This window comes from Streptomyces sp. Tu 2975 (assembly GCF_009832925.1).
Taxonomy (GTDB): domain Bacteria; phylum Actinomycetota; class Actinomycetes; order Streptomycetales; family Streptomycetaceae; genus Streptomyces.
On the sequence record NZ_CP047140.1, the window covers coordinates 633,373 to 654,915 of the forward strand.

The 21,543-nt window shown below is 69.8% G+C and carries 19 protein-coding genes and 2 pseudogenes; 9 read left to right on the forward strand and 12 right to left on the reverse strand.

Annotated features, from left to right (window positions below):
- The first annotated feature begins 52 nt into the window (after positions 1–52).
- Positions 53–736, forward strand: a complete 684-nt coding sequence (locus GLX30_RS02670; RefSeq protein ID WP_159683046.1) for a hemerythrin domain-containing protein — start codon at positions 53–55, stop codon at positions 734–736.
- A gap of 53 nt (positions 737–789) precedes the next feature.
- On the opposite strand, the gene GLX30_RS02675 is transcribed toward GLX30_RS02670, so the two are convergent.
- A complete protein-coding gene (locus GLX30_RS02675) occupies positions 790–1,215 on the reverse strand; it encodes a DUF1801 domain-containing protein (protein WP_244257971.1) in 426 nt (141 codons plus the stop codon).
- A 507-nt stretch (positions 1,216–1,722) separates the two neighbouring features.
- Between GLX30_RS02675 and GLX30_RS02680 the strand changes: the two genes are divergently transcribed.
- From GLX30_RS02680 to GLX30_RS02690, 3 genes are all read left to right on the forward strand, one after another.
- The gene (locus tag GLX30_RS02680) at positions 1,723–2,592 is read left to right on the forward strand and encodes a Rieske (2Fe-2S) protein (protein ID WP_167306784.1); all 870 of its coding nucleotides are present in this window, start codon (positions 1,723–1,725) and stop codon (positions 2,590–2,592) included.
- A 76-nt stretch (positions 2,593–2,668) separates the two neighbouring features.
- A complete protein-coding gene (locus tag GLX30_RS02685) occupies positions 2,669–3,559 on the forward strand; it encodes a GNAT family N-acetyltransferase (RefSeq protein ID WP_159683055.1) in 891 nt (296 codons plus the stop codon).
- A 74-nt stretch (positions 3,560–3,633) separates the two neighbouring features.
- Positions 3,634–4,287 carry an ATP-dependent endonuclease gene (locus GLX30_RS02690; protein WP_159683058.1) on the forward strand — a complete coding sequence of 218 codons (654 nt, stop codon included), beginning with the start codon at positions 3,634–3,636 and terminating at the stop codon, positions 4,285–4,287.
- Positions 4,288–4,433: 146 nt separating this feature from the next.
- On the opposite strand, the gene GLX30_RS02695 is transcribed toward GLX30_RS02690, so the two are convergent.
- Both GLX30_RS02695 and GLX30_RS02700 read right to left on the reverse strand, forming a co-directional pair.
- Entirely contained in the window at positions 4,434–5,078 is a 645-nt protein-coding gene (locus GLX30_RS02695; RefSeq protein ID WP_159683061.1) for a dihydrofolate reductase family protein, read from the reverse strand.
- Positions 5,079–5,263: 185 nt separating this feature from the next.
- A complete protein-coding gene (locus tag GLX30_RS02700) occupies positions 5,264–5,635 on the reverse strand; it encodes a hypothetical protein (protein ID WP_159683064.1) in 372 nt (123 codons plus the stop codon).
- A 715-nt stretch (positions 5,636–6,350) separates the two neighbouring features.
- Here GLX30_RS02700 and GLX30_RS02705 point away from each other — a divergent pair.
- Together GLX30_RS02705 and GLX30_RS02710 are read left to right on the forward strand one after the other, a co-directional pair.
- Positions 6,351–7,820, forward strand: coding sequence for an aldehyde dehydrogenase family protein (locus GLX30_RS02705; protein WP_159683067.1), 1,470 nt, complete (start codon positions 6,351–6,353; stop codon positions 7,818–7,820).
- Positions 7,817–9,352 carry an APC family permease gene (locus GLX30_RS02710; protein ID WP_159683070.1) on the forward strand — a complete coding sequence of 512 codons (1,536 nt, stop codon included), beginning with the start codon at positions 7,817–7,819 and terminating at the stop codon, positions 9,350–9,352. The genes GLX30_RS02705 and GLX30_RS02710 overlap by 4 nt, the downstream gene beginning before the upstream one ends.
- A 594-nt stretch (positions 9,353–9,946) precedes the next feature.
- Here the strand turns inward: GLX30_RS02710 and GLX30_RS02715 are convergent.
- The 6 genes and pseudogenes from GLX30_RS02715 to GLX30_RS02740 form a co-directional block, all read right to left on the reverse strand.
- Positions 9,947–10,180 carry a ferredoxin gene (locus GLX30_RS02715; protein WP_208545343.1) on the reverse strand — a complete coding sequence of 78 codons (234 nt, stop codon included), beginning with the start codon at positions 10,178–10,180 and terminating at the stop codon, positions 9,947–9,949.
- Positions 10,181–10,183: 3 nt separating this feature from the next.
- On the reverse strand, positions 10,184–11,422 hold the full coding sequence (locus GLX30_RS02720; RefSeq protein ID WP_159683072.1) for a cytochrome P450: 1,239 nt from the start codon (positions 11,420–11,422) through the stop codon (positions 10,184–10,186).
- 70 nt (positions 11,423–11,492) lie between these two features.
- Entirely contained in the window at positions 11,493–12,284 is a 792-nt protein-coding gene (locus GLX30_RS02725) for an ABC transporter permease (protein WP_159683075.1), read from the reverse strand.
- Positions 12,284–13,288, reverse strand: coding sequence for an ATP-binding cassette domain-containing protein (locus tag GLX30_RS02730; protein WP_159683077.1), 1,005 nt, complete (start codon positions 13,286–13,288; stop codon positions 12,284–12,286). The genes GLX30_RS02725 and GLX30_RS02730 overlap by 1 nt, the downstream gene beginning before the upstream one ends.
- A 38-nt stretch (positions 13,289–13,326) precedes the next feature.
- Positions 13,327–14,217, reverse strand: a complete 891-nt coding sequence (locus tag GLX30_RS02735; RefSeq protein WP_159683080.1) for a DUF4097 family beta strand repeat-containing protein — start codon at positions 14,215–14,217, stop codon at positions 13,327–13,329.
- 112 nt (positions 14,218–14,329) lie between these two features.
- A pseudogene (locus tag GLX30_RS02740) lies at positions 14,330–14,859 on the reverse strand (hypothetical protein).
- Positions 14,860–15,310: 451 nt separating this feature from the next.
- Between GLX30_RS02740 and GLX30_RS02745 the strand changes: the two are divergent.
- Positions 15,311–15,700: an ATP-binding protein gene (locus GLX30_RS02745; RefSeq protein WP_159683083.1), complete on the forward strand. Its 390-nt coding sequence runs from the start codon at positions 15,311–15,313 to the stop codon at positions 15,698–15,700.
- Positions 15,701–16,212: 512 nt separating this feature from the next.
- Here the strand turns inward: GLX30_RS02745 and GLX30_RS02750 are convergent.
- Together GLX30_RS02750 and GLX30_RS02755 are read right to left on the reverse strand one after the other, a co-directional pair.
- The gene (locus GLX30_RS02750; RefSeq protein ID WP_159683086.1) at positions 16,213–16,755 is read right to left on the reverse strand and encodes a DUF1707 domain-containing protein; all 543 of its coding nucleotides are present in this window, start codon (positions 16,753–16,755) and stop codon (positions 16,213–16,215) included.
- Positions 16,756–16,854: 99 nt separating this feature from the next.
- Positions 16,855–16,983: pseudogene (locus GLX30_RS02755) on the reverse strand (GNAT family N-acetyltransferase); the annotation flags it as partial.
- 352 nt (positions 16,984–17,335) lie between these two features.
- On the opposite strand from GLX30_RS02755, the gene GLX30_RS02760 reads away from it, so the two are divergent.
- A complete protein-coding gene (locus GLX30_RS02760; protein WP_159683088.1) occupies positions 17,336–17,677 on the forward strand; it encodes a tetratricopeptide repeat protein in 342 nt (113 codons plus the stop codon).
- Positions 17,678–17,862: 185 nt separating this feature from the next.
- Here the strand turns inward: GLX30_RS02760 and GLX30_RS02765 are convergent, their stop codons facing one another.
- Positions 17,863–18,717, reverse strand: coding sequence for an alpha/beta fold hydrolase (locus GLX30_RS02765; protein ID WP_159683091.1), 855 nt, complete (start codon positions 18,715–18,717; stop codon positions 17,863–17,865).
- Positions 18,718–19,340: 623 nt separating this feature from the next.
- Between GLX30_RS02765 and katG the strand changes: the two genes are divergently transcribed.
- Positions 19,341–21,530, forward strand: coding sequence for a catalase/peroxidase HPI (katG, locus tag GLX30_RS02770; protein WP_159683094.1), 2,190 nt, complete (start codon positions 19,341–19,343; stop codon positions 21,528–21,530).
- The last annotated feature ends 13 nt before the right edge of the window (positions 21,531–21,543 follow it).

Consider the following 21,543-nt stretch of genomic DNA (forward strand, 5'->3'; position numbering starts at 1 on the left):
GGGACCCGCCGAACGAACCTGCCCCGGGCTCACACGGGCTGAGGAGGCCCCGATGTCCACCTCCATCACACAGCAGAGCGTCGAGGAGCTCGGCGGCGAGGCCAGCGTCCTGGTCCGGCAGCGACGTGACCACGCCAAGCTCGACCACCTCATGAACCGCTACGTGTCAGGCAGCCGGCCGCCGGAGGAGCGGCAGCAAGCGCTGAAGGACATCATCCAGCTGACCTTCAGCCACGCCTTCGCCGAGGAGACCGTGCTGTGGCCCGCGCTGCGGCGGCTCGCGTTCGACGGCGAGGAACTGACCTCTCGGGTCGAACAGGAGCATCAGGAGATCAACGACCTGGTCGCCGCCGTCGAGCGCACCGATCCGGCCGACCCCCGCCACGACGAGCTCGTCGAGCAGGCTTTCTCCCTCATACGGCAGGACATCCGCGACGAGGAGGAACTGCTCCTGCCTCGGCTGCAGGAGGCGCTCGGCCATGACAACGCACGGTTGAGGCGACTGGGCACCACGTGGGAGACGGTGCGGCGCACCGCCCCTACGCGTCCCCACCCGGCTGTGCCCCGCCGCCCCTTCGCGAACGTGCTGGCCGGAGTCCCGCTGAGCGCATTCGACCGGGCTCGCGACCTGGTCGGAGCCGGCGCCGGAAGCTCAGGCGTCCGGACGACCGTGGTAGTGGGCGGGGCACTCGTCACCGCCTGGTTCGCGGCGAGGCGGGCACGGGCGGGTCACTGAACTCGCAGTCACCATGAGTCGGAGTCGGCACAGTCAATGAGTCGGAGTCGACATCAGAAGAGATCGTCACCGGGCAGGTCGGCCGCCTGACGGATCCAGCCGGCGAGGAGTTCCTCGTCGAGGTCCTCGTCCTCACGGATGTCGAGGTAGCGCACGCGTTCGTGCTTCGAGTCGCCCGGTGGGAGTGGGTCCAGCGACGAGCCGTTGAGCCAGGAGACCTTCACGTACTTCGTGAAGCAGTGGAGAGCGAGGAACCATCCGTTGCCTTCAATGCCGTAGAAGGGCGAGTTCCAGCGGACCGCCTTGCGCACCCCGGGGACGGTCCGCACGATGAGATCGTCCAAGTGGCGGCCGACATCGCGTTTCCAGCCCGGCATCGCGTCGATATATGCCTGGACGGGCGCGTCGCCGTCGCCTTTCGGAATCTGCGGATTGCCACCCGACAACAGTCGCGGCTTCTCTGACGGCCGTTGTGCCATGCGCCTCATTCTACGATCGTGACCGGGACTCGGCCTTTCAGGCCGGGTCCATTCCCCCGTCGCCGCCCTCTCCTGAGGGAACCGACTCGTCGGGGTTCTCCGTCGACGGCTCATCGGCAAATGTGGGGCGAGAGTGTTCGTCCGCGAAGTCCGGCTCCTCTTCCGGTTCCGGAGTCACGGATTCGTTCTCCTGATCGGACATGCCACGCTTCCCTTCTGTGATGGACGGTCCACGGCTGCATCGTCGTCCGGGGCCCTGGCCGCGTACCCATGGACCGAGGCACCACACGCTCCGGGCGTTCGCACCGGCGGCACCCGGGGGTGAACTGCGCGGCTGCCCGCGGCGCTGCTGCTTCCTGAGGGCTCCCCCGGATGCAGTTTCGTGCGTCCGCCCGTGGTTACTCAGGTCCTATGAACCGATGGGACGAATCACCGCGCAGCGATCGGTCCGAACCCCGAAAGCGTTTCTTCTCGTCGTCCGCAGGCCCCGGCCGGTTCCTCGCGGCGATGGACCGCCTGGAGCGCGATCCGCGCAACGACCGGGTGATCGACCGTGTCCAGCGGGCCGTGCACGGGCTTCCTTTGGGACGCGGCAGGGACTTCCTGCACGGCCGATGGCTGGGACATCCCGTCCATCCCCTGCTGGTGCAGGTGCCGATCGGCAGCTGGTTCTCCGCGGCTGTGCTCGACCTGCTGCCGGGGCAGCGCCGTGGAGCACGCGCCCTGATCGGGGTGGGGCTTGCCGCGGTGCCCCCGGCGGCCGTGGCGGGCTGGGTCGACTGGGCGGATCTACAGCGACAGCAGATGCGGGTGGGGCTCGTCCACGCGGCCACGAACGTCACGGCCGTGGTGCTGTATGTGGGGTCGTTCACCGCCCGGACACAGGGTCGCCCCCAGCTGGGAAAGGCCCTCGGGTTCGCGGGCCTGGCGGCCGTCGGTCTCGGGGGCGCGCTCGGCGGCCATCTGGCCTACCGGCAGGCATCGGGCGCCAACCACGCGGAAGCGGTCCCCCATCTCGTGAAGTCCGGATGGCAGGAGATCGGCGCCGTCGCCGACTTCCCCGTCGGCCGGGCGGTCCGCCGCCACGTCGACGACGTGCCGGTCCTCGTGGTGCGCGAGAGCGGCAACACCGTGCACGTTCTGGCCGACGTGTGCAGTCACATGGGCGGCCCGTTGTCCGAAGGAACGATCAGTGACGGCTGCGTCCGTTGTCCCTGGCACGGCAGCGTGTTCCGCCTGGCCGACGGGTGGAACGTACGCGGCCCCGCGACGGCACCGCAGCCCGCCTTCGACACCCGTATCGCCGACGGCCGGGTCGAAGCACGCCTGCGGCGCCCGGAGTCGGACGCCGCACCGCACAGGACCGACGCCGCCTAGACCGCCCCGGACCCCACCATGCCGGTGCCCGGAAACCGGGTGCGGACCGGCGGCGCGGTGGTGTGTGATCAGGGGTATGGCGATTGTGCTGAGCATGCCGGGCATCGACGGGTTGAGCGAGGCTGTGGGCGTGCTGCGGGAGTGGCAGTACGACGGGGCGCCGATGCAACTGCATCCCGGGGACCTGGGCTGGTTCTGGCGGTCAGGTGCGGAAGCGACCGCCGCCGCGGTCAGGACGTGGAGCCGGGACGGACGGATTCTCGCCGTGGGGCTGCTGGACGGTCCCGGGCTGCTGCGGCTGACGATCGCGCCGGACGCTCTGCGGGACGAGGAACTGGCGCGGAAGCTGGTCGACGACGTGACCGAGCCGGAGCGTGGCGTGCTGCCCCAGGGGAGGGCGAACATCGAGGCGCCGACGGGTGCTCTGCTCCACGATCTGCTGTTCGAGGGCGGCTGGAACGCCGACGAGCCGTGGACGCCGCTGCGCCGCGACCTCACGGAGCCGGTGAACGACCCGGGCGTGCGGATCCAGCCGATCGGGCCGGAGCAGGCGCACGTGTTCGCCGCCGTACAACGGGCGGCGTTCGACGGGTCGAGGTTCACGGACGAGCGCTGGCACGCGATGGCGGCCGGATTGCCGTACGCCGACGCCCGGTGCCTCGTCGCGTACGACGGCCAGGGCAACGCGGTGGCGGCGGTGACGGTGTGGTCGGCCGGTCCGGGGAAGCCCGGCCTGCTCGAGCCGATGGGCGTGCACCGGGAACATCGCGGTCATGGTTACGGCAAGGCGATCAGCGTCGCCGCGGCGGCCGCACTCCAGGAACTGGGCTCGTCGAGCGCGCTCGTCTGCACCCCGAGCTCCAATGTCGGCGCCGTCGCCACCTACACGTCGGCCGGTTTCCGACAACGCCCCGAGGTCCGGGACCACTACCGGGACCTCTGGACCGCGGATGCTTGCCCACATTGAGCCGTCACCCACGGAAAACGTACGTGCGTACGGGATCTCCGCCGTGCCAGGATGGCGTCGGAAAGCGAGGTCTCGTGGACGAGTTGAGGCGATTCCGCCTGGCGCTGGTCGCGTGGGCGGCCGGCGGAGCGGGGGCGGATTCGGCGGCCGCCGTGGCGCGGGAACTGGCCGGCGGTGTGCGGACGATCGTGCTCGTCGAGGGCAGCAGTGACCAGGTCGCGCTCGAAGCGCTGGCCACGCGTCACGGCCGCGACCTCGACGCGGAGGGCGTCGCGGTGGTGCCGCTCGGAGGTGCGACGAACATCGGGCGTTTCCTCGACCTGTCCGGTCCTCCGGGGCTCGGCCTCCCCCTGGCGGGCCTCTGCGACATCGGCGAGGAGCGGCATTTCCGGCGTCATCTGGAGCGGGTCGGGCTCGGGTCCGGTCTCACCTACACCGGACTGGAGACACTCGGGTTCCATGTGTGCGTCGCGGACCTGGAGGACGAGCTGATCCGCGCTCTCGGGGCCGACGGAGTGCAGCAAGTGATCGAGGACCAGGGCGAGATGCGCCCCTTCCACACCTTCCAGGGCCAGCCGGCACAGCGGGAACGGCCCGTGGAGCACCAACTGCGGCGCTTCATGGGCACGCACAGCGGCCGCAAGGCGCTCTACGCGCAGGCGCTGATCGCTCACCTGGACCTCGAGCGCGTTCCCCGGCCGCTGGAGCGCCTCCTCACGCACGTCTGAGCCTGATCGGCAGCCGGGCGGGCCGACAGCCGAGGGCGACCAAGCGGGGCCTCCGATGGGGGCCCGCCCGGGGCGTGACTCGACGGCCCGCCTCAGTGCAGCCCCGGAAAGCGGAACAGCCGGCCGGGGCCCGCCCTGAGGACCGGTCACTTGCGCCAGAACAGGTGGTGCGTCACCCCGCTCGGGCTGGGAACGACGTCCAGATGGAAGCGGTCGAGCAGCTCATCGGGCGACTCCCAGAGCCGCACCCCGGACCCGAGCTTCACCGGCGAGACCGCCACGTGCAGGGTGTCGACGAGGTCCGCGTCGAGAAACTGCCGGATGGTGGTGGCCCCGCCGCCCAGTCGGACGTCCTTGCCCTGAGCCGCCTCCCGGGCCTGCTCGAGGACCGTGGCGGGGTCGCCGTCGACGAAGTGGAACGTGGTGTCGGAAAGCGTGAACGAAGGACGCTTGTGGTGGGTCAGGACGAACACCGGGGTGTGGAACGGGGGCTCGTCACCCCACCAGCCCTGCCACTCATGGTCCTGCCAGGGACCGCGCTGGGGCCCGAACTTGTTGCGGCCCATGATTTCGGCGCCGATGTTGCGGGCGTAGTCCCGCGTGAGGTAGTCGTCCAGGCCCCGGCTCCCACCGGGTTCCGTGCGCATGGGCCAGCTCGCCGTGGCGCCGGCCCAGGCGAACAGCCTCCCGGGGTCGACATGACCGAACGGCCTCTCGAGCGTCTGGTCCTCACCGGCACCGATGCCGTCACTCGAGACGTTGAAGTTCTGGACTCTCAGTAGCTGAGTCACGCGTTCCTCCTGCGATGGGGCGATGGCGATGGCGATGGGGCGATAACGATGGTGAGACTCTCCGGGCCGGGAGGACTCATCGCCGCGACCGTGATCGGTCGGCGTCAGGGCCACCTCCTGTCTGCTCGACCCTCACGCCGGCGGCCTTGGCCTTGCTGACCACCGCGTACGCGGCCTTCACCACGTCAGTCCGCGTACACGAAGATCATGCACAGTGCCACGAACGGCACGACGGACGCGCCGAGCAGCGTCAGCACTGCCGGGACCGCCGCCGTCAGCCGCTCTCTGTCCTTGCGCCGGCTCGAGCGGAACGCCACGCGGGCCAGGACGAACGGCAGCGCCACGAGCGCGAGGCAGACCACCGGCGCCAAGAGCCGGCTGAACGCGGTGGTGCCCGTGTCGGTGACCAGGTGCCAGGCAGTCGTGCCGAAAACGACTGCCGGTCCGGCCAGCAGCCCGAGCGACAGGACCGCCGCCACGGCGACGATCAGTCCTTCGGTCAGCCGCTCGGCACGTGTGCGCTCCGGGCGCGCTTGCGTTGACCCGCTGTACCCCATTGCTGCCCCCAGGTGCCGCGATTCGGTGTCGCCGATGCTCCGGTCGAGCCGCTGGGCCCGTGGCCGACGGGACGACAATGTCAGGGCGCTCCCTTCTGCGTCAGGGACGGGCGCCACGAGATGCTCACCCTATGACAGGTGTGATCTTCTTCGATCAGGACGGCACCTTGTCGATCACCGAAGCGCGGTGTTGGTAACGATCGGCCAGATCGTCCAAGCCGCGCCTGACGCGAGGCTCCACCGGAGAAGCTGGTGACGTTGTGGTGGACGTCAGAGGCGCGCCACCTGCGGGAATACCTGGCCGGTCGGTGCTCCTTCGCCGAGCACCACCGGCGCAGGCTCCGTGCCTTCCGGCCGATGCTCGGCGAGCCGGTTCCTGGAAGTCCCGGCCCGACCACCTGTCACGCACGACCGCCTGACCGCCCCTCACCGCTGCCGTAAGCGAGCGACCAGGTCCACACCACGGGCACACCGAACCTCGTTGCGTTCGAATGGCCTACTTCATCAGGTGACACGTACAGGGTGCCCTGAGTCGGAGGCCGGCTACCCGGCCGTTCGGACGCGCCGCAATGCCAAGAGCCATTCGTACCGACGAGCGGAGCCGCCGTGCGAGGACCGGCCCGTCGCGCTGCGACGTCCGGCCACCCCGGCTACCGTCAGTAGTTGTGTCCCCGCACACGCGCGGGTGACGCCTGCACAAGCACGGAGGCCGCCCATGCGGGATCTGTTCATCGGTGGTGCCTGGACCGCCGCGGCGGAAGGCGGGACGCGGGAGATCCGCTGCCCTGCCGACGGCTCGCTCGTGGCGACGGTCGACGAGGCGGGACCCAAGGACGCCGCCGCGGCGGTCGCCGCCGCCCGTGAAGCATTCGACCGCGGCCCATGGCCTCGTACCCCGGCCGCCGAACGCGGAGCCCTGCTGCTGCGCACCGCCGAGCTGCTGGCACGCGACAAGGACGCCTTCGCCCGTGCGGAATCCCTCGACACGGGCAAGCGTCTCGTCGAGAGCGCCTACGACATGGACGACATCGCCAACTGCTTCCGCTACTTCGGCAACCTGATCGCGGCCGGCGGTGGCGACCGGGTGGTCGACACCGGGGACGCGGGCGTCGACAGCAGGGTCGTCCACGAGCCGGTGGGCGTCTGCGCCCTGATCACGCCGTGGAACTATCCGCTGTTGCAGACCGCGTGGAAGGTGGCGCCCGCGCTCGCGGCCGGCAACACGTTCGTGCTGAAACCCAGCGAGCTGACCCCGCACACCGCTGTGATGCTGATGCGGCTGCTCGCCGAGGCCGGTCTGCCCGACGGGACCGCCAACCTGTTGCTCGGCGCCGGGCCGACCGCAGGTGCGCCGCTCACCGAGGATCCCCGCGTCGACCTTGTGTCGTTCACCGGGGGTCTGGTCACCGGGCGTCGCATCATGGCGGCAGCCGCCCCGACCGTGAAGAAGGTGGCCCTGGAACTCGGCGGCAAGAATCCCAACATCGTCTTCGCCGACGCGAACATCGAAGCGGCGGTCGACCACGCCCTGATGGCGGTGTTCCTGCACTCGGGCCAGGTCTGCTCGGCCGGCGCACGGCTGCTGGTGCAGGACGACCTGCACGACTCGTTCGTCGCCGAGATCGTCGAGCAGGCGCAGCGTATCCCGCTCGGCGGTCCCTTCGACGAGAACGCCCGCACGGGCCCACTGATCTCCGCCGCCCACCGCGAAAAGATCGAGGCGTACGTTGCCGCCGGGCTCGCCGAGGGCGCCGTGCTGCGTTGCGGCGGCGAGCGACCGCAGCAACCGGAGCTTCAGAACGGCTTCTACTACCTGCCGACCGTCCTGGACGAATGTCACGCGGACATGTCCGTGATCCGCGACGAATCCTTCGGTCCGGTACTGACCGTCGAGCGCTTCCGCGACGAGGAAGAGGCGGTGGCACTGGCGAACAGCACCGTCTACGGCCTCGCGGGTGCGGTGTGGACCGAGGACACCGACCGCGGGCACCGGGTCGCCTCGCGCGTCCGGGCGGGCACGCTGTGGATCAACGACTTCCATCCCTACGTCCCCCAGGCCGAGTGGGGTGGCATGAAACAGTCCGGCTTCGGCCGCGAGCTCGGCCCGGCGGGGCTCGCGGAGTACCAGGAGGCAAAACACGTCTGGCGAAGGCTCTCGCCCGCTCCCCAGAGGTGGTTCTCGTGAGCACCGGAGCGGAGCCCGCCGGCGGGCGGGAAGCGGTACAAGGCGACGATTCCCTCGCAGAGATGGGATACCGGCCGGAACTGAAACGCACGCTCGGCAACTTCCACACGTTCGCCGCCGGGATCAGCTACATCTCGATCCTCACCGGCACCTTCCAGCTGTTCTACTTCGGCGTCAGCTTCGGCGGACCGGCCTATTGGTGGTCCTGGCCCATGGTGTTCACCGGCCAGCTGATGGTGGCCCTGTGCTTCTGCGAGCTGGCGGCTCGCTACCCGGTCGCTGGCTCGGTCTACAACTGGGCGAAGAAGATGGGCGGCCCGCATGTGGGCTGGCTCGGCGGCTGGATGATGATGACCGCCACCATGGTGACTCTTTCTGCCGTCGCCCTGGCCTACCAGATCACGCTGCCGCAGATCGACGACTGGTTCCAGTTCGTCGGCGACGGCAGCCAGCCGGGCGACGCGGCCGCCAACGCGGTCCTGCTGGGCACCGTCCTGATCCTCTTCTCCACGCTGGTCAACGCGTTCGGCGTACAGCTGATGGCGCGGATCAACTCGGCCGGTGTCTTCATCGAACTGATCGCGGCCGTCGCCCTGATCGTCTTCCTCGCGGCGCACATCACCCGTGGCCCGAGCAGCGTGCTCACCGAGACGTACGGGCTGGGCAGCGGATCGAGCCTCGGCTACTTCGGCGCGTTCCTCACTGCTTCGTTGGCGTCTGCCTACGTGATGTACGGCTTCGACACCGCCTCGTCGCTGGGTGAGGAATCACACGACCCGGGACGCAACGCCCCGCGCGCGATCCTGCGGGCACTCATCGCCTCGTTCCTCATCGGCGGCTTCATCCTGCTGTTCGCGCTGATGGCCGTGCCCGATCTGCACGCCAAGGAGCTGTCCACCGGCGGACTGCAGTACGTGGTGCTCGAGACCCTCGGCCCGACGATCGGTGAGATCTTCCTGTGGTGCGTCGTCGTCGCCATCACCGTGTGCGTGCTGGCCGTGCACGCCGCCGGGATCCGCCTGATGTTCGCGATGGCCAGGGACAACAACCTGCCGGCCGGTTCGGTACTGGCCAAGGTCAGTCCCCGCTTCCGGACGCCGGTCATCCCAGCCGTGGTGATCGGCACCGTCGGCGTGATCATCCTCGTCGTCAACATCGACCAGCCGCAGATCTTCTCCGTGATCACCAGCATCGCGATCATCATGATCTACGTCGCGTACCTGCTGGTGACGGTGCCGATGCTGATCCAGCGGCTGCGCGGCGAGTGGCATGCGAAGGAGGGCCGGTTCTCGCTGGGCCGGTTCGGCCTGCCGATCAACGTCCTCGCCGTACTGTGGGGCGCCGCGATGTCGCTGAACCTGGCCTGGCCGCGCGCCGAGGTGTACAACGCGACGGGTCCGCAACACTGGTACCTGCGCTGGGGGGCGTTCCTGTTCATCGGCATCGTGGCCCTCGGCGGATTTGCCTACTACTGGTTCGTGCAGAGGCACCGCACCGGCGTGCTGGCGGAGCACCGGGCCGAGGTCCCCTGAGCCGGGCAGGTCGGCTCCGAGGCTCGGTACGGCTGGCGCAGGACCCGGACGGCACTGGTGCGTCGTGGACGAGTGCGCCCGGCGTACCGGCGCAGGGTGGTCACGCAGTCGGCGCGACCCGTTCTCGCGTGATGTCATCGGCGTGCCTCACCGCAGGAGGGCTCGTCAGCGCCATCCTTGACCATGGACAACCGCGAAGCGACATGGAACAGCACGGACACTCTGGGCCTCGAGATCCGAACGGACGCGAGCGGCACCGTCGCCATAAGGCTCCTGGGCTGGGAAGGCGTACTCCCCCTCTCCGTCATTCGTTTGACGACGACCGCGGTCATGACCGCCGCCCACCAGCCGGCGGGCGGTGATCTCGAACCGCAAGGCTCGAGACCGCCGGGCCGCGCATTCTGACCGCCGGGCGACGCGGGGCGCTCGGCACGGGGCCGGGACACGAGCTCTGCCGTCGTTTCGTGACGCAGTCCCGCTGTTCCGGCAGAGGACACCCCGACCAGCTTCCGGCGCTCTGCGACGGTCCGCACACACGAGAGCCCCCCACCGGTGCGCGGTGCGGGGTTCTCGGTCCGGGCAGCGACGTGGGCACTACGGGGCAGTGGAGTCCGGGGAGTCGAGGGCGATGGCTCCGGCGGGGCAGAGGCCGACGGCCATCCGGGCGGCGGCCCGCTGCTCGGGGGCCGGCGCGGGGCGCAGGAGCACCACCAGGCCTTCTTCGTCGTCCTGGTCGAAAACCTCCGGAGCCGTCAGGGCGCACATACCGGCGCCGGCACAGCGGTCACGGTCGACGCCGAGACGCAGCGGCTCTCGTGGGTCGCTCATGGGCTACTCCTCGCCCCAGGTGACCGGCAGGCTGATCACACCGTAGATGTTGGAGCGGTCGCGCAACGGCACCTCCTGCGGCGGCACCGCGAGGCGCAGGGTGGGGAAGCGGGCGAAGAGAGCCGGGAACGCGACGGCCATCTCGACGCGGGCGAGTTGCTGGCCCAGGCACTGGTGCGCGCCGTGGCCGAACGCCAGGTGCCCGGCGCCCTTGCGGCGGATGTCGAGCCGGTCGGGGTCCGGGAACTTGTGCGGGTCGCGGTTGGCCGCCTGCACGGAAATGGTCACCGTCTCCCCCGCCCTGATGAGCCGGCCCTCCACCTCGACGTCCTCGAGCGCCGCCCGCGGCAGCGGGTCGGCGACGCTGAGGTAGCGCAGCAGTTCCTCGACGGTCTGTCCGGCGAGTGCGGGATCGGCGCGCAGGGCCTCGAGTTGGCCGGGGTTGCTCAGCAGGGCGAAGGTGCCGAGGCCGAGCATGTTCGCGGTGGTGTCGAGACCGGCAGCGAGCAGCAGCCCGCCGATCCCGGCCAGCTCCTCGTCGGTGAGGTCGGAGGTGGTCAGATCGCTGAGCAGGTCGTCGGTGGGCTCGGCGCGCTTGGCGAGGACCAGTTCGTTCAGGTATCGGAGCAGCGCCATGTAGGCCTCGCCCTTGGCCTCCGCGTCCGCCGTCTGGTCGAAGAGGGTCCCCACCTGGCTCTGGAAGCGCTCCCGGGCGGCGTACGGCACACCGAGCAGCTCGCAGATCATGAGCGCGGGTACGGGCTGCGCAAACGCAGTCACCAGGTCGGCCGTGGGCCCGGCCTTCTCCATGGCGTCCAGGCACTCGGTGGTGAACTGCTGAACCCTTTGCGTGAGTTGACGCATGCGGCGGACGGTGAACTTTCCGGTGAGCAGGCGCCGGTACCGGGTGTGCTCAGGGGCGTCGAGGCCGATGATGTCGCCGACCGGCGCCGGCGGCAGCTCGCCCGCCACGCCCTCCATCGGCACGGGCAGGTGCAGGAGTTCGTAGCGTGAGCTGAAGCGCGGATCGGACAGGATCGTGCGGGCGGCGGCGTGTCCCGTGGCCAGCCAGCCCATGTGTCCGTCGGCGTAGCGCATGCGGCGCAGCGGCTGGTCGCTGAGCGCGGTGAGTTCGGCGGGCGGGTCGAAGGGGCAGCCGGTGCGCCGTTCGGTGGGCAGGGTGGGCGGCTCTTCGACGGTGGTGTCGGCGGCGCTGTCGGCGGCCGTCTGGTCGTGCGACATGATTCCTCCTGCGATCGTCGGGCGGGGTGCAGGTGTACGAGGCGGGGAAGTGGACCCGGAAGAGCGGCGGTTACCGCTTGATGCCGGCCTTGAAGGTGCGGCGCGCCCACACGTAACCGACCAGGGAGAGCGCCACGCACCACGCGAGGCCGACGACCGCGCTGGAGCCGATCTCTGTGCCGAGCCACAGACCGCGCAGGGTCTCGATGATCGGAGTGAAGGGCTGGTACTCGGCGAACCAGCGCAGGCCGGTGGGCATGGACTCGGTCGGCACGATGGCGCTGCCGATGAACGGGAGGAACGTCAACGGCATCGGGATGTTGCTGGCGGTCTCCACGTTCTTGGCAATCAGGCCGATGCCCGCGGAGATCCAGGTGAGCGCGAGTGTGAGCAACGTGAGCAGGCCGATGGCGGCGACCCACTCGACGGGCGTCGCGCTGGGGCGGAAACCCATCAGGAGGGCGACGCCGATGACGAGCGTGATGCTGGTCATGGTCTGGATGACGCTGCCCACGACATGGCCGGTCAGGAACGAGGCATGGGAGATCGGCATCGTACGGAAGCGGTTGACGATGCCCTCGGTCTTGTCGACACACACGCTGATCGCGGTGGTCAGGGCGCCGGAGGTGGCGGCCATCAGGATGATGCCGGGTGCCAGGTAGTCGATGTAGTCGCCGCTGCCGGTGGGCAGTCCGCTGATGCCGTTGCCCAGGGCGCTGCCGAAGACGTAGTTGAACAGCAGCAGCATCACCAGGGGCATCGCGACGACGGTGACCGTCAGGGACGGGTAGCGCAGCGCCTTCTTGAGGTTGCGCCGCAGCATCGTCCTGGAGTCTCGTGCGGCGTAGGACATGGTGGCCATCAGGCGTTCTCCTCGGGCGATGCGACGACGCCGGTGGGGCGGGGCTGACCCGTGAGCGTCAGGAAGACGTCGTCGAGGTCGGGGGTGTGCACGGTGAGCGACTCGGCCTGGATGCCGGTGGCCTCCAGGGTGTCGAGGACGGCCCTCAGGTTGGGGATGGAGCCGTCACTGGGAATCTGCAGGGTGAGGGAGTCCTCGTCGCGCGTCGCGATACCGAAGATGCCCGCGGCGCTGTCCAGGCTCCGGGTGTCGGCGAACCGTACCCGGATGTGGCCGCCGGGGATGCGCTGCTTCAGCTCGTCGGCGGTTCCCTCGGCGATCAGCCGGCCGTGGTCCAGCACCGCGATCCGGTCGGCGAGTTGGTCGGCCTCTTCGAGGTACTGGGTGGTCAGGAAGATCGTCACGCCGTCGTCGGTGACGAGGTCGCGGATGATCTCCCACATGGTGCGCCTGCTGCGCGGGTCGAGTCCGGTGGTGGGCTCGTCGAGGAAGATGATCCGCGGATCGCCGATCAGGGTCATCGCCAGGTCGAGCTTGCGCCGCATGCCGCCGGAGAAGGTGGCGGTGGTCTTCCCCGCCACCTCGGACAGGTCGAAGCGGCGCAGCAGGTCCTTGGCCCGCCGCTTGCCCTCACTCCGGTCCAGGTGGTGCAGATCGGCCATGAGGAGCAGATTCTCCTCGGCGGTCAGCAGATTGTCGACGGCAGAGAACTGGCCGGTGACACCGATCACGGAGCGCACCGCGTCGGCGGCCCTGGCCAGATGGCGACCCGCGACCCAGGCCTCGCCCGCGTCGGCGTCGATGAGCGTGGAGAGGATCTCCACCGTGGTGGTCTTGCCGGCGCCGTTCGGCCCGAGCAGAGCGAAGACGGTGCCTTCGGCGATGTTCAGGTCGATGCCGTCGAGCACGAGCTTGTCGCCGTAGGACTTGCGCAGTCCGGTGGCGGTGATCGCCGGCGCCGGTGCGTTCGCGGTGATCGGCGCGGACGGATGGGTGGCAGTCATGCCGCATTCCCTTCGGGGTGGGTGGTCGGGGGGCCCGGTCAGGCGCGGCGGACGACGACGTCGCCGACCCCGGCCCGGGCGTGCACCTCGACGGTCTCGTCGGCGTCCCCGGGGCCGGCGGAGGAGCCGAGCGAGTTGCGTACCGTGCCGTACTTGGTGTGCACGTCGAGCCAGGCGGCGGTGCCCCGGTGGATGCCCACTTCGAGGTCGCCGACGGAGGTTCGCAGGTCGATACGGCCGCGGGTGACGTCGGCGACGCGGATGCGGCCGTTGGAGGACACCGCCTCGACACCGGCGTGGGCGACGCCGATCTCGATCCGGCCGTTGGCGGACTTGGCGTCGACGCTGCCGTGCGCGATCCCCACGGAGACGTCGCCGTTGGCCGCGTTGGTCTTCAGGCCGCCGGTGACCTCGCGGACCTCGGTCGGGCCGTTGCCGTTCTTGACGGTCGCCGCGCCGGCGACGGTGCCGATCTCGATCCGGCCCGCGCCGATGACTTCGATGTCCCCCGTCGAGCGGGCCAGACGGATGTCGCCGTGGTCCGTCTTGAGGTCGGCGCCGGTCACCTCGTCGGCCTGGAGGTCGCCGAGCGAGGTCTTGAGCACGACCTCGCCGAGGCGGCCTTCGCAGAAGAAGCCGCCCATGGCCGTGGTGCCCCGGACATCCGATCCCGCGGGCAGCTCGATGCTCACCTCGATGGCGCCCGGCTTGCCGAACAGGGACCGCTTCTTGGGAGTCCTGACCGTCAGCCGGCCGCCCGAGAAGGTGACCTGGGTCTGCTGCACGGCGCGTACGTCGTTGTCGTCGGAGCCGTTGCGCGGCAGGACTTCCACGACCGTGTCGGTGCGCTTGCCCGCGATGAGGCGGGCGGTGCCGACCTCCAACTCGAGGACGGCGGAGATCGGTTCGGGTGTGTCGAAAGCAGGCATGGCTGTCCCGTCCTCTTGGCTTGGTGGGTGATCCCGCCGGTGAGGCGGGTGCTGTGTGACGTCGGCGGGATCAGCGATCCGCCGGTGAAGTGGGGCAGGCGGGCCGGTGGCCCTAGCGGACCCAGCCGGTGAAGCCCCGGCCGCCCGAGTCCTTGCCGCGGCCCGGCGGGCTCACGCGCTCCCCGCCGTCGAGGGCGGTGGAGACGGCCCGTACCAGCCAGGCGTTGACCGACAGGCCCTCCGCCGCGGCGGCGTCCTCGGCGCGGGCCTTGAGGTGGGCGGGGAGGCGGAAGTTGATCCGCGCCACGGCGCCGTCGTCGGCGTCCGCCGGCATCGATGGCGGCACGGGCGCGGCGGGTGCCGCGACCGGCACCTGCGCCTCCCGGAAGGGCTCGGGTGCGGGCGGTGGCGTCACCACGAACTCGGGGTCGAGCCCGCGCAGCCGCACGTCGACCGAGCCGGGCGCCAGCTCCCGGGTGACCTCACCCATGGCTGCGGACAGCGCGTTGAGCAGGGTGAGCCGGGTGGCGGACTCAAGGGGGCGGTGAGCCGCTCGGCGAGGGCGCGGGCTTCGTCACCGCCGGCGTCCGCCGCGACGGCGAGTTCGTGCCGGAGGTTGTCGACGTAGGGCGTGAGGTCCATGACGCCATGATGGCACATCGATGGCGCCATGGCGAGCCACATTGGCTCCGCAGTGGCACCTATTCCTCTGACCTAGGGTTTTTCAGCGAATTGGCGTGTCACGGCGCCACACGAGGGCCTGCAATGGCGTTGCGATGGCACCACGCCAGCGCCACTCGAGTGAGGGTCCGGCACCATCGAACCCCTGTCTGGCGCCACCGCCGAGCGGCCCTGCTGCAGCGGGGCGTTCAGCGGGACCACGTTCGCCCGGGTGGTCCTCACCGCCCGCCTGCACCCTCGCCAGACGCCTACGACGGCGACCGCCCGCGCCTCCGGCTCCGGCTCCGGCTTGCGGGCATGCGGGCGTGCGGGCGTGTGGCGGGCGCATTCGGGGGCATCCAGGGATGACCGGGATATCTCAGGGCATGCGATTCAAGGTCGAAGAGCTCCGACCGACGGAGGGTTTGTGATCATGCAGTCATCCGAGGCGGACAGCGAGTCCCTGACGGCCCGCCCGCAGACCGCGGAACGGGCCAGGGATGCGACACGGGGATTTCTCGCCGCGGTCGCCCCTGCAAGCAGGCCCGAGGTGGATGCGGTGCTGCTGGTGGTGTCGGAACTGGTCACCAACGCGCTGCGGCATGCCGGCGGCGTGACCCGGTTCCGCCTGGTGGCCGGCCCCGGAACGGTGACCGTGTCGGTGGACGATCCCAGCCGCGTCGCCCCGCGTCCGCTGTCGCGGGACGTGGGGCGGCCCGGTGGGTTCGGCTGGCACCTGGTGCGGGCACTGTCCGCGGAGGTACAGGTCCGCATCCGGCCGGGCGGCAAGACGGTGTCCGCGGTCCTGCCACTCCCCCACTGACACCACCTACGCCGTGGCTTGCGTCGACTTTCGCTGCGCGCCCGGACGGCCCACCCGTCGGACGACTCCGGCGCGGTGGAACGGGCCTGCACCATGCGCTATGGGCCTCGAAAGGAACGCCGTGCAGCGTCCGTAAGTTGCCTGTGTGGCGCAATTCGACGAGGTCGAGGCGACGTTCGGGGATGACGGCCTCCATGGGGTCCAGCCCCCGTTGACCGACGCGGCTGTCCAGGACGCCGAGATTCGGCTCGGGGCCCGTTTGCCGTCCTCGTTCCTGCGACGTGGACGGGGGATCCGAACTCGATCTGGCCGCGGACTTCGAAACCTTCGTCGAAGGCCTCCGACTGCCGAGAGCTTCGACACCGCCGGTCCGGAAGAGAATCCGCCCGCGTCCCGAGGCGTCGCCCCGGCTCGAACGAGTAGGGCTTCGACCGCACGGCGCGGCCACGGCATGGGCAGTCGAGCGCCAACGAAGAAGTGCAGGACAGGTGGGCCTGGGGGCGGACGGAAGCTCAACGGCGGGCGTGGCGGATCTTCAACCGTCCGAACCCCATGGTCCCGAAGATCCGGATCCTCGGCCCGCCGGGGCGCGAGCGCCGCCGGGTCCTGTAGAGCGAGTCCTTCCACCCCGTGCGCAGATCCTCGAGGTCGACGATCGCGTCCCGAGGCACCGTGATCTTGGCCCTGCCGGTGCCGAGTTGCAGCTCGATGTCGACCACCGAATGCTCGATGACCGCACGGGACAGGTCCAAGTGCACACTTGCGAACGGGGACTCGACCTTCAGGCTCCGAGGTACCCGCCATACGCCGCGCCGCCGGATCCGTCCGGCGGCCGCGGAGATCGTGGACGTGGTGCCCGCGTTCTCCTCCGGGAGCGAAGCCAGAGCCGCCACGAGTTCGCTGCGCGTCCTGACGGTGAGCACCTGGTGGAGGCGGCCCTCCAGGTCCTCGTGGGACATGTGCCCTTCGGCGTACGCCTCACTCAGACGCCGCACGGCCGTGTCACGTTCGTCTTCGCTGATGAGTGGCGTCCGGTCTTCCGGCAGGGCGGTCACGTTGTGACTCTACTGTCTGCCACGATGCGCATGCGCCGAAGTCCTTGGCGAACAAGGCATTCGACGGTGAGGCCGACCGCTCGGCATCATGGCTTTCGGTCAGAACCAGTGCAGGCAGTGCGGGGTGCGTTCAGCGCGGAAGAGGGCGTCGGCGAGGGCGGCCGCGCCCGGGTGGTGGGCCCGGATGCGTCCGGCGCGCACGAGCGTGCTCGGGGCGGTGCCGCCGAGGCGACGGGCTCTCGCCGTGCGTCGACGCCGACCGGGTGCCGCGGGGCGCCGCCGGTCCTCCTCGCGGCCGTTGCCGGTGTCGACCTTGCGCCGCGCCGCGCGTGCCGTCCTGGCGCTCAGCGCCCTCGTACGGCGCGTCCGCCCGGCCACGCTCCCGAGCGCGCCGTCGACCTGGCGGGATGGGCACCTTGCCGTGCTCGGCCCGCGCACGCCGTCGCTGCGGCCGAGTGGATCTGCTCGGCGCTCCCGGTCCGGATGAAGGGTCGCAGGTGAAGTGCTCACGGCGGCGGAATGCCGAGCCCCACGACGGTGTTCGGAGGGGTGTCCGACCCACGATCAGAAGGGTACGCAGGTGAGCGAGAGCTACTTCGAGTTCGGGACGCCCGCCGAGCGGTGGGACCGGGCAAAGATGTTCTTCGACGCCAAGGAGTACGTGACGGCGGCGCGGATCCTCACGGGTCTGGTCGACGAGGTTCCCGAGCAGGTCGCGCCGCGGCTGCTGCTGGCACGCGCGTACTACCACTCCGCTCGGCTGGCGAAGGCCGAGAGCGAGCTGCTGGCCGTGCTGGAGCGCGACCCGGTCGAGCACTACGCGCGCCTGATGCTGGGCCGCACCCTGGAGCGTCAGGGACGGGCGGACGAGGCCGCGCCGCACCTGCGGATGGCGGCGGCGATGTCGGGCGACATCGTGTGACGGGTGCCGCGCCCCAGCACCGGGTGACGGGCGCAGTGCCAGATCAGCAGCGGAGGCGAAGGATCGCCGAACTGCGCCTGCTCACACGATCCGGCCCCGGCGCAGCCACTGCGCCGGGGCCGGATCGCGTACGGCGCCGACCGGCAGCGCTGCCCGTGCGGCACCGCCGATCGGGCAGCGGACCGTCAGTGCGCCGCCAGGTCGGCCAGCAGTTCGGCGGCGGGCTTCGGGTGGACGAGCCAGCGCAGGTGGCTCCCGTCGAGCGTGCGGACGTCGAAGGGGTTGTCGGGTGTGAGCGCGTCGGCTTCGCGGATCAGGCGGTCCTGCATGGCGAGCGGCATGCTCGCATCGTCGGCCAGGCGCACGAAGGCTTTGGGGATCCGACCCCACGTCGCGGCCTGTGCCCGGTCCGCGGACGTGCCGACATCAAGATTCTCGTCGGGCTGGAAGGTGTTCAGGAAGGCCCGGAACTCGTCGTCGCTGAGGTCGGCGGCGAAGGCATGCCGGAACGCGGCGAGCGCCGCCGGATCGGCGGTTCGGAAATTGGTCCGGATCAGACCGAGCTCGGCCGGGTTCCCGGCGAGCGCGTGCGCGAAGCCGCCGAGGTCGACCTCCGACATCTCCGGCTCGGCATAGTAGTCGTTGACGTCCAAATCGACGGGGCACCAGGCGGAGACGTAGCAGATCCGGTCGATCAGATCGGGTCGGGCGTTGCCGGCCGCGGTGACCGTGATGCCGCCTCTGCTGTGGCCAACGAGGATGACCGGCCCGTTCCGCTTCGCCCGCTCGAGAACTTCGATCAAGTGGGCGGTGTTCTCGGAGAGGGTGACGCCCTTGATGGCTCCCGGTTCCGAGGCGAGCGCCTCGAGATCCTGAGGAGCTTGGTAGGCCCCGGGGAAGGTCGCCTGGAACCCGTGACCGGGAAGGTCGACGGCGACGGATCGATGCCCGAGCAGCCCGAGCTCGGCCTGCAGCGGCGCGAATGAGAACGAGTTCGCGAAGGCACCATGGACAAGTACGAATGTCGGCAGATTCTGCATGCCCTCAGGCTCGGGCAGAACGATCTTCATGACAAGGCCGGCCGGACGGTTTCCGGCCGACGGCTGTCGGCGGCTGCGCCATGGAACCGGGGTTCCGGGGTTCCGGGGTTCCGGGCGCAACGTCTGGGGCGCCCGACCGGAGCGCGTCGGCGGCTGCCGCCCGCCATCAGGAATCCTGCGTACAGCTTGACCGCTCCTTTATGTGCCGGGCCGGTAATGCGCATGTCCGACCGCGCCGCCCGGCAGGGTGATTATGGCGATCTAAGGATTTCTCTGTCGCAGGCTCCGGAGGTCTGGAATGCAGCCACCGAATCGATCCACTGCCCGAACGGCTTTCGATTTAGGCTGATGCTGTGCGCGGGTGCTCTGCGTGTTCTCTTAGCAGTGCGGCCCGTGGTGCGCGACCATACGGACGCCGACACAGACTCGGCCATCGGCGTCGTGCGGGACGACGGACCCTCGCCGGCCGCCGAGGCGCGTTCCGTGCGGGTGCGGTCAGGTGTTCCCGGCCGGAGAGCTGCACGGCGCGTCAAGAGCGCGGGTCGCGATTCTCGGCGCCGGCAATGCGACGACGTCAAGAGCAGACAGCCAGCAGAAGGACCGAGACAGGAAGAAGGACGGACGTGTCCGGCAGCGAAAGCGAGAACCCGGTAATCCCCTCCCCGACTCCCACAGCGACTCGTCCCAGGACGAATCGGGACTGGTGGCCGAATCAGCTGGACCTGCAGGTTCTCCACCAGCACTCGCCTCTGGCCAACCCTATGGGCGAGGATTTCGACTACGCAGCAGAGTTCGCGACCCTCGACGTCGACGCGCTGAAGCGGGACGTCTTCGAGGTGATGACGACGTCGCAGGACTGGTGGCCTGCCGACTACGGCCACTACGGGCCGCTCTTCATCCGGATGAGTTGGCATGCCGCGGGAACGTACCGCATCGCCGATGGCCGGGGCGGTGGCGGCAGCGGCGCCCAGCGCTTCGCCCCCCTCAACAGCTGGCCGGACAACGCGAGCCTCGACAAGGCGCGCCGTTTGCTCTGGCCCGTCAAACAGAAGTACGGCCGGAAGATCTCTTGGGCCGACCTGCTCGTTTTCGCCGGCAACTGTGCCATGGAATCGATGGGCTTCAAGACGTTCGGATTCGGATTCGGACGGCAGGACATCTGGGAACCGGAGGAAATCTTCTGGGGACCCGAGGACACCTGGCTCGGAGACGAGCGCTACAGCGGCGACAGGGAACTCACCGGTCCTTTCGGTGCCGTGCAGATGGGACTGATCTACGTCAATCCGGAAGGGCCGAACGGCAACCCGGATCCGCTGGCCGCCGCCAGGGACGTTCGCGAGACTTTCGGTCGTATGGCGATGAACGACGAGGAGACGGCCGCGCTCATCATCGGCGGCCACACGTTCGGCAAGTGCCACGGCGCGGTCGATCCTTCGTACATCGGTCCGGAGCCCGAGGCGGCCCCCGTCGAGCAGCAAGGCATCGGCTGGAGGAACACCCACGGCAGCGGCAAGGGCGCCCACGCGCTCACCAGTGGGCTCGAGGGCGCGTGGACCTCGGAGCCGACGAAATGGGACAACGGATACCTGGACAACCTCTTCCGGTACGACTGGGAGCTGACGACGAGCCCCGCCGGTGCGAAGCAGTGGACCCCCACTGATCCCTCGGCCCGGACCACTGTGCCGGATGCTCATGATTCGTCGAAGACGCACGCTCCCATGATGCTGACGACGGACCTCGCACTGAAGCTGGACCCGGTCTACGGGCCGATCGTGAAGCGGTTCCACGAGAATCCGGACCAGCTCGCGGACGCGTTCGCCAAGGCGTGGTACAAGCTGCTGCACCGCGACATGGGGCCCCTCACGCGTTATCTCGGCCCGTGGATCCCCGAGCCGCAGTTGTGGCAGGACCCTGTCCCCGAGGTGGATCACGAGTTGGTGTCCGAAGAGGACGTGGCCGCCCTCAAGCGCAGGGTCCTCGACTCGGGACTGTCCGTCTCCCATCTCGTCACCACCGCCTGGGCCTCGGCGGCGAGCTTCCGCGGCACCGACAAGCGCGGCGGCGCCAACGGGGCACGGATTCGACTCGCGCCGCAGAAGGACTGGGTGGTCAACGACGTGCCCGAGGTGGCCGAGGTGTTGCGGACCCTCGAGCAGATCCAGCAGGACTTCAACCGCTCGCAGACCGGCGGAACGAGGATCTCGCTGGCCGACCTGATCGTCCTGGGCGGGTGCGCGGCCGTCGAGCAGGCCGCAAAGGACGCAGGGCACGACATCACGGTCCCCTTCGCACCGGGACGCACCGACGCCACGCAGGAGCAGACCGACGTCGAGTCGTTCGCCGTGCTCGAACCCCCGGCGGACGGCTTCCGCAACTACCTCCGGGCGGGAGAGAAGCTGTCGCCGGAGACGCTCCTGCTCGACCGCGCCAACCTGCTGACTCTGACCGCGCCCGAGATGACGGTCCTGATCGGCGGCATGCGAGCCCTGAACACCGGCTTCAAGGGCTCCCCCGTCGGCGCCTTCACGCACCGGCCCGGAACACTGACCAACGACTTCTTCGTCAACCTGCTCGACATGGACACGCAGTGGAAGGCGTCGGCCTCCACCGAGAACGTGTTCGAAGGCCGGGATCGCGCCACGGGTGAGGTCAAGTGGACCGCCACCGCTGTGGACCTCGTCTTCGGTTCGAACTCCCAGCTCCGAGCCGTCTCGGAGGTCTACGCGTCCCAGGACGCGGGCGACAAGTTCGTGCGTGACTTCGTGGCGGCGTGGGACAAGGTGATGAACCTCGATCGGTTCGACCTCGCCTGATCCCGATGTCCCG

Coding starts and splice junctions, on each gene's coding strand:
- GLX30_RS02765 (WP_159683091.1), bottom strand. CDS start 18,717: ATGCAGAATCTGCCGACATTCGTACTTGTCCATGGTGCCTTCGCGAAC.
- GLX30_RS02705 (WP_159683067.1), top strand. CDS start 6,351: ATGCGGGATCTGTTCATCGGTGGTGCCTGGACCGCCGCGGCGGAAGGC.
- GLX30_RS02745 (WP_159683083.1), top strand. CDS start 15,311: ATGCAGTCATCCGAGGCGGACAGCGAGTCCCTGACGGCCCGCCCGCAG.
- GLX30_RS02685 (WP_159683055.1), top strand. CDS start 2,669: ATGGCGATTGTGCTGAGCATGCCGGGCATCGACGGGTTGAGCGAGGCT.
- GLX30_RS02675 (WP_244257971.1), bottom strand. CDS start 1,215: ATGGCACAACGGCCGTCAGAGAAGCCGCGACTGTTGTCGGGTGGCAAT.
- GLX30_RS02730 (WP_159683077.1), bottom strand. CDS start 13,288: ATGACTGCCACCCATCCGTCCGCGCCGATCACCGCGAACGCACCGGCG.
- GLX30_RS02735 (WP_159683080.1), bottom strand. CDS start 14,217: ATGCCTGCTTTCGACACACCCGAACCGATCTCCGCCGTCCTCGAGTTG.
- GLX30_RS02715 (WP_208545343.1), bottom strand. CDS start 10,180: ATGAGCGACCCACGAGAGCCGCTGCGTCTCGGCGTCGACCGTGACCGC.
- GLX30_RS02680 (WP_167306784.1), top strand. CDS start 1,723: ATGGACCGCCTGGAGCGCGATCCGCGCAACGACCGGGTGATCGACCGT.
- GLX30_RS02725 (WP_159683075.1), bottom strand. CDS start 12,284: ATGGCCACCATGTCCTACGCCGCACGAGACTCCAGGACGATGCTGCGG.
- GLX30_RS02700 (WP_159683064.1), bottom strand. CDS start 5,635: ATGGGGTACAGCGGGTCAACGCAAGCGCGCCCGGAGCGCACACGTGCC.
- GLX30_RS02720 (WP_159683072.1), bottom strand. CDS start 11,422: ATGTCGCACGACCAGACGGCCGCCGACAGCGCCGCCGACACCACCGTC.
- GLX30_RS02670 (WP_159683046.1), top strand. CDS start 53: ATGTCCACCTCCATCACACAGCAGAGCGTCGAGGAGCTCGGCGGCGAG.